Raw genomic sequence first — 14,409 nt, 5'->3', positions numbered from 1 at the left:
TTCGATCTTTCATGCTTTCAAAAGCTTTCAAAAGTAAAAATTACTAATTTGTATCTGAATTGGGTCGGTGATTTTTATATTTAGAGTATGCCACCATGCAACCAAGAGCTGTCCAGCACATGTTTGAATAAAGGTCAGTATAATCAGGTTTTATTTGTCCTTTGTTCATATATTGCATTAAATATGCGGGGGGCTTATGAAATAGGCAATCGGCTAAAAAAAATGTTGCGATTGTGGCAATCGGGCGTCCTACTCTTGAAGACAAGCATTTATATACAGGTCTAATAATATATTTAAAATGAATCATATCTTTACATTCACTGAATGCCAGTTCAATAGACCCGCAGACTCTGGAAACGGATCTATCAAAAATAGATATGCAATTGCCAGCTATTTTTTTTACCAGCGAACATTTTCTTTTCAGAAGTGGTATTTTATTATTTCTGGCTAAAAGTTTTCCTTCTTCATTGAACTCTTTACATAAATAAACAGTTTTTTTTGCACCAGTATTTTCTGACATGTGATCAGTAGAGTTAGAAAAGCTCAAAGTTTTTTCTTTGCAAGCACCTATCATTCGTATACCCCACATGATTTTTTATAAATAATTAATATTTTTGACGCGTATTAAAAAAATTAGTTCCTTATCAGTTAGACCTGATAACAGCAATGTTATTAAGAAACCAAAGCGTCAACGTGGATCAGTGAGCCTCTTCTTTGCCGATCAGGATTCACCAAATAATCTTACTCAGGCTGGCAGCATGAATCTGAATCGTTGAATGATGTTCGATGGCCGTTGAACTCTCTGGAGTTATCACGGTCATAGAATGATCAGGATCTGATTCAGGAGTACTTTATGCCGTCAAACCGCTTTGCCTGTGGGCAGTTACTTTCTATTCTGCTGACTTCACTGTTCTTAATGCAGACGGCACCTTCATTTTCTTCAGAAAGTTATCATACAGAGCCATGCCGTCGCTCTGGAGGGCATCGGTTCTCTTTGGCCGTCCTGTTTGCGTCTGCAGCTAACTATTTTGCATCGCCCGAGACACCACACTCGCCAGAATCCGGGGAAGATGAATCCTGTACTATCCAGCCCTTTGAACTCTGGAAGCCAAAACTGGACCGTGAATTTTGTCAGTCTCTGATTGCCAGTAAAAACTGCACAGAAGCTTTGAAACTATTAAGAAAAACGCAAGCCATGCAACCTGCAACAATGTCCTGCGATGATTGGCAAGCTGATCTGGAAGACTATTTCAACTGGCGCTGGCCGGGGAACAACGCCAGCCAATGGCAACAAAATCCTGTGCATCACAGAGGGTTACAGTGGGTGACTGACACCATGGATGAAGCTGAGTTCATAGCTCTTCTGGCTCGTTCTCCTTCGGTGTTTTCGTTGGACAGGATCGAGATCAACGGTCAGCCGTTTATTTTGAAGGGCTATGCGGACACTGGCTTTATGATTACCCCCATGTTGAAAGTGGCAGAATGCTACTTTGTGCCAGAAGAAGAGCCCGTGGCTTTTGGTTTTGATGAGTGGAGCGGATGGGTCGCGGGGCGTATGCACTCCCTGTTCAAAGCCGTGAAAGGGCGCTCACTCCATGATTGGCTGGATGCGTCCCGTAAACCTTCAAGTAAGGTTGACCTTGGTGCCTTGTTCTCGGAGTTTGGGCAAATTCTGGCGAAATTTCACCTGCGTCACAGAGATTCGGATTTGGATGGAATTTATACCCTCTCCAGAGCAGTTCATCATGACCTGAATTTCCAGAATGTTTTTTATGATGAAGAGTCGGGCTTCTCTCTGATTGATACCATCGGGCTTTCTGTTTCAGTTTTGGAACCGTCTAAAGTACATAATGACCTTATTATGCTGTTCAAGAATATGGACAAACACAGAATATCAAAGGATAGCTTTATCAGTGCCTATGTAGGTCAGTGGCCAGAAGAAGCTCAGGAGAATCTCAAGCAGGAAATAGAGTCACTTTAAATCTTGCAACGAGACGTTTGCCCTGAGCTTGCTACCCAGGCCAAAAAGGGGGTTAAAGGGCGTCTTTTTTACCGGTCTGGACTAAATATAGAACCGTAATCAGGCTGGCAGCATGAATCTGAATCATCGAACGATGTTCGATGGTTGTTGAACTCTCTGGAGTAATTACGGTCATAGAATAACCAATATCTGATTCAGGAACATGTTATGCCGCGAAACCGCTTAGCCTTTGGGCCGTTATTTTTTATTATGCTGACCCTCCTGCTGTTAATGCAGTCCACATATTCTTTTTCTTTGGAAAGTTGTCCGACAGAGCCATGGAGTCGTGGAGGTTATCGGTTCCCTTTGGCCTTGCTGTTTGCGTCTGCAGCTGCTTATTTTGCATGGCCCGAGACACCGCAGTCGCCAGTAACCGGGGATGATGAATCCTGTAGTATCCAACCCTTTGAACTCTGGAAGCCGAAACTGGACAGTGAATTTTGTCAGTCTCTGACTGCCAGTAAAAACTGCGCAGAAGCTTTGAAGCTATTAAGAAAAACCCAAGCCATACATCCTGCAACAATGTCCTGCGATGATTGGCAAGCTGACCTGGAAGATTATTTCAACTGGCGTTGGCCGGGGAACAACGCCAGCCAATGGCAACAAATTCCTGTGCGTTACAAGGGCTTACAGTGGGCGACTGACAACACGGATGAAGCTGAGTTCATAGCTTTTCTGGCTCGTTCTCCTTCGGTGTTTTCGTTGAACACGATACGGATCAACGGTCAGCAGTTTATTTTGAAAGGTTATGCTGAAACTGGCTTTATGATTACCCCTATGTTGAAAGCCCGCTGTGTCAGGATAGTTGTCCCGCTCACTGATTAACCAATAAAAGCTAGACAGTGGGCGATGGACGTTGAATATGCCTCGTTTTTCAGAGGAACGTAAATCAGCTGTTTTGAAAAAACTGTTACCACCACACAATCGCTCTGTGCCGGATGTTGCCAGAGAGGAAGGTATCAGCGAACAAACCCTGTATAATTGGCGTAAAAAACTACGGGACAAAGGATTACCTGTGCCAGGGAACGAACAAAAATCAGAACAATGGTCTGCTGAAAGCAAGTTTGCCGTGGTCGTCGAAACCGCTGCTTTGTCAGAAACAGAGTTAAGTGAATACTGCCGTAAAAAAGGGCTTTATCCTCAACAAGTCAAGGAGTGGAAGCACGCTTGTATTTCAGGTGCTGTTCAGGCTTCTCAGCGTGCAGACCAGGAAAGCAAGCAATTAAAACAAGAGCGTAAGCGCAATCAGAGCCTTGAAAAAGAGCTTCGCCGTAAAGACAAGGCGTTGGCAGAAGCTGCAGCCCTGCTGGTGCTATCAAAAAAGCTCGATGCCTTCTACGGGATAGACAGCGAGGACAACTGACACCTGTCGATAAGCGCCGCCAACTGCTGACATGGTTTGATGAGGCTATAGCAAACGGCGCTTCTCGCTGGAAGGCTGCTGAACAATTGGAAATATCCCTGAAAACACTGAATCGCTGGCGCGATGACAATGGTGCAGTGTTAACGGACAAACGCCCGGATGCCTTGCGCCCGGTACCCTCTAACAAACTGACTGAGGAAGAGGAGCAACGTATTCTGACTATCAGTAATGAAGATGAGTATGCGAGCCTGCCACCATCGCAGATCGTGCCAGCCCTTGCAGACAAGGGAGTATACGTTGCTTCTGAATCTAGCTTTTACCGTGTGTTGAAAAAGTATGGTCAGTTGCACCACCGCGGTCGTTCAAGAAAGCGATCGAAAAGCAACAAGCCGACAACCTATGTTGCTACTGGCCCTAACCAGGTCTGGTGTTGGGACATCAGTTACATACCTTCCAGGGTACGCGGCCAGTTCTGGTACCTCTACCTGATACTGGACGTTTACAGTCGTAAGATTGTTGGTTGGGAGATTCATAGCCGTGAGTCTGGTGAGTTAGCCAGTGAACTGATTAACCGGACAATGGTGGCTGAAAAATGCACTAAAACACCGCTTGTACTGCACTCAGACAATGGGGCTCCAATGACGTCGAGTACCTTTAAGGCCAAGCTTGAGGAATTGGGCATTATTCCCTCTCATAGTCGCCCAAGGGTGAGTAATGATAACGCATTTGCAGAATCGATCTTTAAAACGGTGAAGTACTGTCCTCAGTGGCCATCTCAAGGTTTTCTGACGTTAGAACACAGTCGACAGTGGATGCTGAAGTTTGAGCGCTTTTATAACAATGAACACCGCCATAGCTCAATCCGCTTTGTGACACCTGCGCAACGGCATGAGAAAAGAGATCAGGAAATCCTGAATCACCGGAAACAGGTGTATACCAAAGCGCGAGAAGCTAATCCAACGCGCTGGTCAGGAGTTATCAGAAACTGGGAGCCTGTAGGTGCGGTTGCACTGAATCCTGAGCGGTTGTCTGAAGCAAGAATTAACGAGAAAAAGGCAGCCTAAAATTCAGTTTTCGGGACAACTATCTTGAAAAACTCCGAAAGTGGCTGAATGCTACTTTGTGCCTGAAGAAGAGCCGGTGGCTTTTGGTTTTGATGAGTGGAGTGGATTGATCGGGGGGAGGATGCACTCACTGTTCAAAGCCGTAAAAGGGCGCTCTCTTCGGGATTGGGTTGCTGAGTCCCGCAGGCCCTCAAGCAGTTTTGATATTGAAGCATTGTTTTCCGAGCTTGGGCAAATTCTGGCGAAATTTCACCTGCGTCACAGGGTTTCGAAATTCGATGGGATTTATACCCTTTCCAGGGCGGTTCATCGAGATCCGAACTTCAATAATATTTTTTATGATGAAAAGTCGGGTTTCTCGCTGATTGATACCATAGGGCTTTCTGTTTCTGTTCTGGAACCATCGGGAGTGTTTTACGATCTGAATCAACTGTTCTTAGAGATGAACGGAAGTCAGATATCAAAGGATGGCTTTACCAGGGCCTATATAAGTCAATGGCCGGAAGATGTTCAGGAGAGTCTTAAAAAGCAAATTGAGTCACTTCAGGTCGTGCAGATTAACTATACACCATCGTACCGTAAGCCTTGAATCAAGTAACAAGCCGCTGCACAAAGCAGGAGGCTTCAGTGTCTCCTGTTGCTGACTGGCCAATACTGATTTGTTTTTCAAATTGAATATGGCTGATTTTATGCCATTTTTAAGCAGCCTGTATGAGCGATGCAGGCGAATTTCTATGTTTTTTAAATTGGAGTAAAAAATAATCATGCTCAATCCCCTGAACAAAAACATTTTGCTACTTTTTGCGAGCCTTTCTTCTGCTTTGGTAGCAGCAAACCCTATTGTGGAAGGAAACAGTAATGGCATTATATTTGATGCTTCCTGCCCGAACGGAGAAAAGGTTTGTAAAAATCATCCGATTGACTGCCTGGGCGGCTGTGCGCTCAATGCATCAACAGGGGAAACTGTGTTTCAGTGGGAACGCACTATTTTTACAACCAAAGCCGACAAGGCTTCACGGCTTGATATTCAGGCAATGAAAAAGTGTCTTGACCGCGAAGCCATCCGCACTGCTTTGCTCAAGGGTCATGAAAACATGCAGGATACCGGCTCAGAGAGATTACCCTGCACAGTCACCGGCTCGGAATGGCAATATATCTACCCCAAGTATCATATTTCGGTTCTTTCACAGCCTGCTTGTGACAAAACCGAATCTTATCTTGATGAACTGACAGGCAGCTGCCAGAACTGGAAAAACACCGTCTCTGAAGCCGGACTATGGATCGGGGTCGGGGCGGCTGCTGTGGTTGCTTTGGTTACATCCTATTTTGTTATAGCACAGGTTGGCAGCTGCACCGGATGGTTCCGTTGGTTCACTCTTGGAGATGGTGTCGGTATGTGTATTAGAAAGTTCAAATGCTCCAGTTACGAGAGACCCGGCGGTTAATAAAAGGGAGAGGCTGGCATTCCTGCCATTAAGAAAAAACTGATAAATTTTATGTGGATCAGTGGCCCGAAGCCGTTCAGGAGAGTCTTCAGGAGCTAATAGAATCACTTTAATCATTGTTGCCAAGTGCTTGAGCTTGTCAAAGGCTTTGACAAGCTCAGAGCGAAGTATCAAAATTTTGGTTCTTTTGAATTTTCAGTGGGTAAGCAGGCTTCGTTCACCCTACTGAAGTCGAGCTTTCCTGTCAGAATGTTTAAAAGAATGTTTAAAGGACATCCAAAAAAGAAGTGTTTAATGTTTAAAGGACATCCAAAATGTTTAAAGGACATCCATCAAATATAAGGCTGTCCTTTTATTTTCTCTTTTATTTTCTGTGTCCTTTTATTATTTTTTTTGGGTGTCCTTTTATTTTTCCTTTTCCTTTATTTTTCTTTATTTTTGTTGGGTGTCCCTTTATTAACCTTTGGGTGTCCTTTTATTTTTTATTTTTCCTTTATTTTTCTTTATTTTTTGTTGGGTGTCCCTTTATTATTTTATTATTATTTTATTGGGTGTCCCTTTATTATTCTCTTTATTATTTGTTGGGTGTCCCTTTATTATCCGGTGTCCCTTTATTATCCCTTTATTATTCTCATTTTTACCCACAGATATCCCTGAAGAGCCATTATTTTTTTCTTTTATTTATTACGATCGCCCCGGGCTAGTCGCAGCTTTCGACATGCTCAGGGCAACCTCAGGTCAACAGAGTGTGAGTCTATCCACACATAGCCATAGCCGGATCAGATTTCTGCGGCGAGGCGAGCCCCCTGGTTAATGGCTCGCTTGGCATCCAGTTCGGCAGCGACGTCGGCACCACCGATAAGGTGAACAGGCTTGCTGGTGATAGTGTCAGCCAGTTCTCTGAGAGGTAACTGCCCTGCACAGATGACTACGTTATCCACATCCAGAACCTTTGGCTCACCATCAATGGAGACATGAAGACCACTATCGTCTACCTTGTGGTATTCACAGGAAGGCACCATTTTCACGCCACGCTTGACCATTTCGGTTCGGTGAATCCATCCGGTGGTTTTACCCAGGGTGGCTCCCGGCTTCGTCTTTTTGCGCTGAAGCAGGTAAACCTCCCGTGAACTTTCTTCTTCCCGGGAGCCGGAAGCAGCCAGACCACCCCTGTTGCTGAGACTCATATCAACCCCCCAGTCTTTCATGAAGGCTTCGACATCCAGGCTGTGTGAAGGCCCTTTCTGGGTAATAAATTCACTCAAATCGAAACCAATTCCGCCAGCACCGATCACTGCTACGGTTTTACCGACTTTTGCACCCCTGAAGACATCCAGGTAGGTCAGAACTTTGGGGTGATCCAATCCTTCAATATCGGGTGTACGTGGTGTAACGCCAGTCGCTACGATGATTTCATCAAAATCGCTGTTTTCCAGTTCACTGGCAGAAACCCGGGTGTTCAGTTTCAGATTTACACCGGTGAGCTCTAACTGACGCTGGAAGTATCGAAGTGTTTCATGGAACTCTTCCTTGCCCGGTACCTGTTTGGCAATATTGAACTGGCCACCGATTTTGTCAGCAGCCTCAAACAGGGTGACATCATGGCCTCTGTATGCGGCAGTTGTCGCAAAAGAGAGGCCGGCGGGACCAGCACCCACCACCGCAAGCTTTTTCGGCTTGTCAGTAGGCAGATAGTTTAATTCGGTCTCATGACAGGCTCTGGGGTTAACAAGGCAGCTGACCAGTTTCAATTCAAAAGCATGGTCCAGACAGGCCTGATTGCAGGCGATACAGGTGTTGATTTCATCAGCACGGCCCTCTTCAGCTTTTTTAACCCACTCTGGGTCAGCCAGCAAAGGGCGAGCCATGGAAACCATGTCGGCATCGCCTCTGGCCAGAACCGTTTCAGCCACTTCTGGCATGTTAATACGGTTGGAGGTAATAACAGGAACGCTTAACTCTTTTCTGATTTTTGCAGTGACCCAAGTGAAAGCAGCACGGGGGACCATGGTTGCAATGGTGGGAATGCGAGCCTCGTGCCAGCCAATACCGGTGTTGATAATGGTCGCACCCGCTTTTTCGATCTCTTTGCCAAGCTCTACAATCTCATCCCAGCTGCTGCCGCCTTCAACCAGGTCGAGCATGGAGAGACGATAAATAATAATAAAGTCTTTGCCGGTCTTTTCTCTTACACGACGAATGACTTCAATGGGCAGTCGAATGCGGTTTTCGTAACGTCCACCCCAGTCATCATCACGGTGGTTGGTTTTAGCGACGATAAACTGGTTGATGAAATAACCTTCCGAACCCATGATTTCAACACCATCATAGCCCGCTTTCCGGGCATTCAGGCTACATTGCACAAAGTCTTCAATCTGGCCGTCTATCTCTTCGGGCGTCAGCTCTTTGGGAGGAAAAGGCGCAATCGGTGCTTGCAGGGCACTGGGAGCAATGGCTTTAGGGTGGTAGGCATAGCGGCCGGTGTGCAAAATCTGCATACAGATCTTGCCGCCTTCGTTGTGTACGGCCCGGGTGACCAGGCTGTGACCGGCAATCTCTTCTTCTGTTGTAATCTGGGCTGCGTTGGGCAAGCCGCCGGATTCCCAGTTGGGCGCAATGCCGCCGGTCACCATCAGACCGACGCCACCTTTTGCGCGCTCACCAAAGTAAGCGGCCAGCCGCTCGTAGCCACCGGGATGCTCTTCCAGGTTAGTGTGCATGGAGCCCATCAGCACCCGGTTTTTCAACTGTGTGAAGCCCAGATCCAGTGGTTCCAGCAGGTGAGGGTAGAGCTTATGGGGCTCAGAGCTGTGTGGGGAGGTGGTCATCGACAGATCCTCATCAGGTTTTTTAAGGGACATTTGTAATTATCTTATCTGGACAGCGTCAAGATAAGACTGTATGTTGACACTGTCAAGATTGAGTATTCATTTTCTGATACAGAGCACTGTCTTTGAGTAAAAATATGTCAGCCAAGAAGAATTACCATCATGGAGACTTACGACAAAGCCTGATTAATGAGGCAACCCGGATGATCGCCGGGTCAGGCGTTGAGAAGCTCTCTATGCGTGGGTTGGCTGAAGCTGTTGGTGTCTCGAGAACTGCGGCCTACCATCATTTCAAAGATAAGAATGAACTTTTATGTGCCATCGCAGAGCAAGGGTTCAATCACTGGTACCAGGAACTGGGAAGCAGGCTGACAGAAGTCCCCGACGATCTTGAAGCCTGGTTTCGTGAGTTTTCCTATGCTTACATCGATTTTGCCCAGAATCATGCCGAACAGTATGACCTGATGTTTGGCCGACCTATCTGGAAGAATGGGCAAGCCACTGATGAACTCAGTAAAATCTCATTTGAAGCTTTTCAGCGTTATGCTGACTTTGTCAAAAAATACTTACCGGGTGACAGCTTCAGTCAGGATCAGGATGCCCTGCGGGTAGCCCAGGTATCCTGGGGCAGTTTGCACGGTTTAAGTCGTTTATTAATTGATGGGGTTTATCTGGATAAAGCCTCCATCAATAGCATGTGCGATGTAGCGGCAAGGTTACTGGTACAGAATATGAAGTCAACATAGCTGCTTTTAGCTGCTCTGATTCATAAGGGCCGCTCGGACTCATCAAAGCTACGCCAGAAAAGGCGAGCCATTTTGATATCATTTTGAGCCATGGATCGACCTGTTTCGGTCATCAGTTTTTCTTCAAAAAGGTTCTGTACTCTTCGGGTTTGCATCAACGCCTGATCGTAGGGGAGTTTTCTGACTTCAAGGTTACAGGCCAGCTCACGGGCTATGCCCCGGGCTCCCATTAGGTCCATGGCATCGGCATCAAAGACAATTTTCGCCTCTAAGGGGGAACGCCCGGAAATCAGATGAGGACGGCACAGCCTGACAATCTCGTACAGCTGAGATTGAACGACGGGATTCAATCCGGTTTCTTTCAAAAGTTTATCGAGTTGCTCCAGATGGTCATGATATTGATGGAGCCAGGCACCCGCTTCAACAAGAAAGGAATTACCCGATTCATACTGATTGATCTTCAGGGCGTATTTTACCACTCGTTCTCCATGCCTCAGGTTGTGGTAAGGGTCCTGCTGCTGATAAAAAACGCTGGCTTTTGCTTTTATGTCGTTCAGGCAGTTCTGCATGGTTTTGCTCTGATCGCGTCCATATCCATTCAGGGAGAACTGTCGGCAGGGTTGGGCAGTACCTTCAGCCTGAATGCCTGAAAATAATAGTATTAATGGCAGAGTGGCTGACAGGATTTTGAGAGGCCGGAGTAGACATTGCAATGTATATTCCTGATGAGGTTGTCTGCCGCCCCTGACAGGCGGCAAAACCTTTACGATTTAGCGGGAAAATGCCAGGGCCCTGCGCTCTATCCACCTTATTATCAGTGTCAGGATTCCAGTCAGAGTCAGGTAGATAAGACCCGCCAGTGAAAAAACTGTAAGGGTGTCGTATGTTTGGGCATTCAGGCGAGCGGCATAACCCATGAGGTCCATTAAGGTAATGGTACTGGCCAGTGAGGTTCCTTTCATAACCAGAATCATTTCATTGCCATAGGCTGGCAATGCCCTGCGAATCGCGTGGGGCAGTACGATCCGGGTCAAAGCCTGCTGGCGCGTCATACCCAGCGCCATAGCCGCTTCCCACTCACCGGCAGAGACCGCATCAATAGAACCCTTGAATAGTTGAGTGGAATAAGCCGCGCTATTCAGGGCCAGAGCCAGCATGGCACAGAACCAGGGTTCGCTGAGTAATGACCAGAATATTGTTTCCTGTAGTATCGGAAACTGAGCCGGACCATAATAAATCAGAAAAATCTGCACCAGCAGGGGGGTGCCCGTAAACATCAGGATTTGCAGTCGAACCAGCCAGACCAGAGGTTTAAAACGCAAGGAAAGGATCAGGGTAAACAGCAAGGCCATGACCAGACCAGCCAGCAAGCTGACTAAGGTCAACTCCAGGGTGGTCTGAAGACCTCTTGATAGGAGGGGCAGGTATTCATACAAGGATTCCGGCATTATACGTTCACCGTCCTGATATGTTGACTGGTTTTCTGCTTCATCTTGTTCAGGCAATGTTGACTGATCAGGGTGATCAACAGATAGATGGCACCAGCTGTTGCGTACCAGGTAAAAGGTTCATAAGTCTGGGATGAAACCAGTTGTGCCTGACGTAGCAGGTCCGTCACGCCTATCAGGGCGACCAGTGCCGTATCTTTCAGAAGCACCAGCCACTGATTGCCCAGCCCGGGTAGTGCGTGGCGCCAGGCCTGGGGCAGTACCACTCGATAAAAACAGCGGACAGAGCTGATACCCAGAGCTTTGGCCGCTTCCGACTGCCCCCTGGGAACGGCCATGAAAGCACCCCGCAGAGTCTGGCTGGCATAGGCTGAAAAGATCAGCGACAGGGCAAGGGTACCGGCTGTGAAAGGACTGATCTCTATAAACTCATCGGTGAGCAGAAAGAGCAGGTGTGTCGCACCGAAATAGATAAAGAAGACCACCAGAATCTCGGGCATTCCTCTGATAAGAGTGACCCATGAAACGGTCAGGTATCTAAGCAACCGGAAACGGCTCAGTTCACCCAAAGCCAGCAGGGCCGCCAGTATCAGGCCCAGAAGCAGGGAAGAAAGCGCCAGTCCCAGCGTCATCAGAGTTGCATTGAAGAATAGATCAAGCATGGGTACATGGGTCTGTCAGTTAATAAAGAGACTGCAACTGGGCAGGATGCAGTTCAGGCTTTGTTAAAGTATTTGTCGTAGATTTTTTGGTAAGTGCCGTTTTCTTTCAGTTTTTTCAGGGCAGAATCAATTTCTTCCTTCAGTTTGTCCTGTTTTCTGACTGCAATCCCGTAGCCGATGCCAAAATAATCTGCATCTTTCACCTCTGGGCCTGCCTGGGCATAGAGACCTTCGCCTCTTTCTTTCATCCATTCTCTGGCAACCGCAGTATCGGCGAAGACCGCATCAACCCGGCCACTGGTCATATCCAGGAAAGCATTCTGGAATGTGTCATAAGGACGGACCTTAACACCCTGACTCTCCAGCTTTTCGATCAGATACTGTTGATGGGTTGAGCCGTTCTGAACACCCACAGAGTGACCCTTGAGCGCTTCAATAGACGTTAATCCCTTGTTTTTGTCGGTGACAAAGATGGCCGAGTTCTCATAATAAGGGCCACTGAAGTCGACTTGCTTGAGACGGTCTGGAGTAATGTCCATCCCTGAAATCACTGCGTCAAAACGGCGGAACTTCAGACTGGGAATAAGGCTGTCAAAGGACTGATTGCTGAACGTACACTCTGCTTTCAGTTCGTTACAGATGGCTTTGGCCAGATCAATATCAAACCCTTCCAGTTGATTGTCTTTACCCACAAACTCAAAAGGAGGATAAGTGGCTTCTGTGGCAAAGCGAATAGTCTCGACAGCCTGAGCCTGAGTGAATTGAGCGCCAATGAGCGTGGCAACAGTCAAAGCACTGGTCGCCAGCAGGGAAGCGAACATCTTTTTCATTTTTTGATACTCCAGAAATCATGAAAGTCTATAAACAAGCCAGTGCAGTCAGGCGTAAGGCTCCATTCCATAAACAGCAGACTTGTTGAAGTGCGGTGACACCATCCTTCAAAAAGCTCAGGACGAAAGGAGTGTTTATCTGCATCAGCACCTGGCTGCAATGGTCGGAGACGCTGTCTCCGGTGGGTCAATGTTCCAGATAGCTGCGAAAAGCCTCTGTCCGGGGGTGAGCAAAGTGATCGGATGATCCATCTTCAACAATATGACCATCTTCAAGATAAATCACCTTGCTGGCAATTTTTCGCGCAAATTCGACTTCGTGAGTGACAACTACCTGGGTGATACCGGATTGGCTCAGCTCCCTGATCACTTCTACCACCTGATTGGTGATAGCCGGATCAAGAGCCGCAGTGGGCTCATCGAATAAAAGAACGTCTGGCGACAGCATCAGGGAGCGGGCAATAGCTACCCGTTGCTGCTGGCCACCCGACAGCGAAGAAGGCCAGGCGTCGGCTTTTTCAGACAGGCCAACACGCTCGAGCAGTTCTCTGGCTTTGGTGGTGGCTTGCTCTTTGGGCATACCCTGTACAACCGGAGCCTCAATCAGATTGCCAAGCACGGTCATATGTGGCCAGAGATTGTATTGTTGAAATACCATGCCTACCCTGCGTCTCAGGGCGCAAGCCTGTTTGTTCAGGTGCCTGCTGTTATGGCCGTTGTTGAAATTAAACGCCATATCAGCGATTTTCATGGTGCCCTGGTCGGGTGTTTCCAGCAGGTTGAGCATGCGCAGCAGGGTGCTTTTACCTGCACCGCTGGCCCCCAGAAGAACGGTGGTTTCACCCCGGGGAATATTAAAACTGATATCTTTAAGAACCTGTGTGGAGCCAAATGCTTTGCTGAGGCCCTCTACGACTATGCCCATTGCCTTTCATCTGCCATTTTGTGAGAATTCCCGCTTTGCCGGGTATGAGATGCAGCGGGAATGTTTTGTGCTCATGACTGTGTGAGAGTCCTGCCCCGTGCAAGGTGTTTGTCGCGCTTGCACAAAAAAGCCTGTCCCGATTTTATGATATGGGCAGGCTTCAGGGCTGACGGAGTCCGTTGAGCTTAACCCTTTCTTGCCAGAAAAGCATAGGCCGAACAGACGACTGGTTCACATAAAAATAGATTCTCTTATACGATCATGGATAAAATCAAGTATTTTTAGAATACTTATTCATAATTGGTGCTTTTTTATCCAGAAGAGGCCAGGGATTCTGGTCACTACTGCCTGGGAATTCAGGAGCAATGAACAAAGGTTATGGCCAGTCAAAAACAGGAAGAACTCATTAAGGCTTTCAGACAGCTGCTTAAAGAAGAGCGCTGCGGGTCCCAAAGCCAGATCGTTGAGCAACTTCAGAGTCAGGGCTTTGATAATATCAGTCAGTCAAAAGTTTCCCGGTTACTTTGTCGCCACGGTGCTGTTCGTGTTCGCAATGCCCGCAATGAACAAGTGTATTGTCTGCCCCCGGAACTGGGGAAAATGGATTCCAATATTGCCGTCAGAGATCTGGTGGAAGACGTAGCTAACAACGGCATGTTGATCGTGATCAAAACCAGTCCGGGGGCTGCCCAGATGATCGCACGGCTGTTGGATTCCGTCGGCCGCTCCGATGGTATCCTGGGGTGTGTAGCGGGCGACGACACTATTTTTGTAGCTCCCGTTTCCTCTGCTGAAATTGACAGGCTTCAGGACGGTATCGTCAAGCTGTTTATGTAACACCCTGATTATCATTGGACTGATTGACATCCTCGCAGAACGTGAGTGCGAGATGCTGTTTTGTACGTCAATGAATTAATAATTTTGAGCGGACCCGAACTGTTGCTGAATGAGCTGATGGGCTGGGTAAAGCCTGCCACAGGCATATTTACCCGGTTCATTTTTGTCTATATGCTTGTGGCTCATTTTTTCAGTGCTTCCAGAGTCGATGGCATCACCCGGTTTCAAGATAGCGCATAAC

The 14,409-nt window shown here is 47.3% G+C and carries 16 protein-coding genes; 8 read left to right on the top strand and 8 right to left on the bottom strand.

What is annotated here, in order from left to right; translation table 11 throughout:
* Window positions 1-43 precede the first annotated feature (43 nt).
* Window positions 44-574, bottom strand: a complete 531-nt coding sequence (locus ACOMHB_RS19380; RefSeq protein WP_448217851.1) for a hypothetical protein — start codon at window positions 572-574, stop codon at window positions 44-46.
* 279 nt (window positions 575-853) lie between these two features.
* On the opposite strand from ACOMHB_RS19380, the gene ACOMHB_RS19375 reads away from it, so the two are divergent.
* Window positions 854-1,981: a BUD32 family EKC/KEOPS complex subunit gene (locus ACOMHB_RS19375; RefSeq protein ID WP_448217850.1), complete on the top strand. Its 1,128-nt coding sequence runs from the start codon at window positions 854-856 to the stop codon at window positions 1,979-1,981.
* A 52-nt stretch (window positions 1,982-2,033) separates the two neighbouring features.
* Here the strand turns inward: ACOMHB_RS19375 and ACOMHB_RS19370 are convergent, their stop codons facing one another.
* Entirely contained in the window at window positions 2,034-2,156 is a 123-nt protein-coding gene (locus ACOMHB_RS19370; protein WP_448217849.1) for a hypothetical protein, read from the bottom strand.
* Window positions 2,157-2,326: 170 nt separating this feature from the next.
* On the opposite strand from ACOMHB_RS19370, the gene ACOMHB_RS19365 reads away from it, so the two are divergent.
* From ACOMHB_RS19365 to ACOMHB_RS19350, 4 genes are all read left to right on the top strand, one after another.
* Window positions 2,327-2,845: a hypothetical protein gene (locus tag ACOMHB_RS19365; RefSeq protein ID WP_448217848.1), complete on the top strand. Its 519-nt coding sequence runs from the start codon at window positions 2,327-2,329 to the stop codon at window positions 2,843-2,845.
* A gap of 37 nt (window positions 2,846-2,882) precedes the next feature.
* Window positions 2,883-4,447, top strand: a protein-coding gene (locus ACOMHB_RS19360; protein ID WP_448215008.1) for an IS3 family transposase whose coding sequence is annotated in 2 segments (ribosomal slippage) — window positions 2,883-3,336 and window positions 3,336-4,447 — 1,566 coding nt in all. Because the reading frame shifts where the segments join, the coding sequence is not laid out codon by codon here.
* 40 nt (window positions 4,448-4,487) lie between these two features.
* Window positions 4,488-5,036, top strand: a complete 549-nt coding sequence (locus ACOMHB_RS19355) for a BUD32 family EKC/KEOPS complex subunit (RefSeq protein WP_448217847.1) — start codon at window positions 4,488-4,490, stop codon at window positions 5,034-5,036.
* A gap of 175 nt (window positions 5,037-5,211) precedes the next feature.
* Window positions 5,212-5,892: a hypothetical protein gene (locus ACOMHB_RS19350; protein WP_448217846.1), complete on the top strand. Its 681-nt coding sequence runs from the start codon at window positions 5,212-5,214 to the stop codon at window positions 5,890-5,892.
* A 779-nt stretch (window positions 5,893-6,671) separates the two neighbouring features.
* Here ACOMHB_RS19350 and ACOMHB_RS19345 read toward each other — a convergent pair.
* Window positions 6,672-8,720, bottom strand: coding sequence for an oxidoreductase (locus tag ACOMHB_RS19345; RefSeq protein ID WP_448218654.1), 2,049 nt, complete (start codon window positions 8,718-8,720; stop codon window positions 6,672-6,674).
* Between the two features lie 137 nt (window positions 8,721-8,857).
* Here ACOMHB_RS19345 and ACOMHB_RS19340 point away from each other — a divergent pair, with 137 nt between their 5' ends.
* Window positions 8,858-9,466: a TetR/AcrR family transcriptional regulator gene (locus ACOMHB_RS19340; RefSeq protein ID WP_448217845.1), complete on the top strand. Its 609-nt coding sequence runs from the start codon at window positions 8,858-8,860 to the stop codon at window positions 9,464-9,466.
* A gap of 20 nt (window positions 9,467-9,486) precedes the next feature.
* Here the strand turns inward: ACOMHB_RS19340 and ACOMHB_RS19335 are convergent, their stop codons facing one another.
* From ACOMHB_RS19335 to ACOMHB_RS19315, 5 genes are all read right to left on the bottom strand, one after another.
* Entirely contained in the window at window positions 9,487-10,179 is a 693-nt protein-coding gene (locus tag ACOMHB_RS19335) for an HD domain-containing protein (protein WP_448217844.1), read from the bottom strand.
* 57 nt (window positions 10,180-10,236) lie between these two features.
* On the bottom strand, window positions 10,237-10,914 hold the full coding sequence (gene artM, locus ACOMHB_RS19330; protein WP_448217843.1) for an arginine ABC transporter permease ArtM: 678 nt from the start codon (window positions 10,912-10,914) through the stop codon (window positions 10,237-10,239).
* The gene (gene artQ, locus ACOMHB_RS19325; protein ID WP_448217842.1) at window positions 10,914-11,576 is read right to left on the bottom strand and encodes an arginine ABC transporter permease ArtQ; all 663 of its coding nucleotides are present in this window, start codon (window positions 11,574-11,576) and stop codon (window positions 10,914-10,916) included. Before artQ ends, artM begins: the two co-directional genes overlap by 1 nt.
* A gap of 53 nt (window positions 11,577-11,629) precedes the next feature.
* Window positions 11,630-12,406 carry a lysine/arginine/ornithine ABC transporter substrate-binding protein gene (locus tag ACOMHB_RS19320; RefSeq protein WP_422134722.1) on the bottom strand — a complete coding sequence of 259 codons (777 nt, stop codon included), beginning with the start codon at window positions 12,404-12,406 and terminating at the stop codon, window positions 11,630-11,632.
* Window positions 12,407-12,593: 187 nt separating this feature from the next.
* Window positions 12,594-13,331, bottom strand: a complete 738-nt coding sequence (locus ACOMHB_RS19315; RefSeq protein ID WP_448217841.1) for an ATP-binding cassette domain-containing protein — start codon at window positions 13,329-13,331, stop codon at window positions 12,594-12,596.
* Between the two features lie 378 nt (window positions 13,332-13,709).
* Here ACOMHB_RS19315 and argR point away from each other — a divergent pair, with 378 nt between their 5' ends.
* Together argR and ACOMHB_RS19305 are read left to right on the top strand one after the other, a co-directional pair.
* Window positions 13,710-14,168, top strand: a complete 459-nt coding sequence (argR, locus tag ACOMHB_RS19310; protein WP_422134720.1) for a transcriptional regulator ArgR — start codon at window positions 13,710-13,712, stop codon at window positions 14,166-14,168.
* A gap of 84 nt (window positions 14,169-14,252) precedes the next feature.
* Window positions 14,253-14,408 carry a hypothetical protein gene (locus tag ACOMHB_RS19305; RefSeq protein ID WP_422138615.1) on the top strand — a complete coding sequence of 52 codons (156 nt, stop codon included), beginning with the start codon at window positions 14,253-14,255 and terminating at the stop codon, window positions 14,406-14,408.
* Window position 14,409: the final 1 nt, after the last annotated feature.

It is taken from the genome of Endozoicomonas sp. 2B-B (assembly GCF_053470045.1).
The sequence above is the reverse complement of the archived record's forward strand: the minus strand, read 5'-3'. Positions and strand labels throughout refer to the sequence as shown.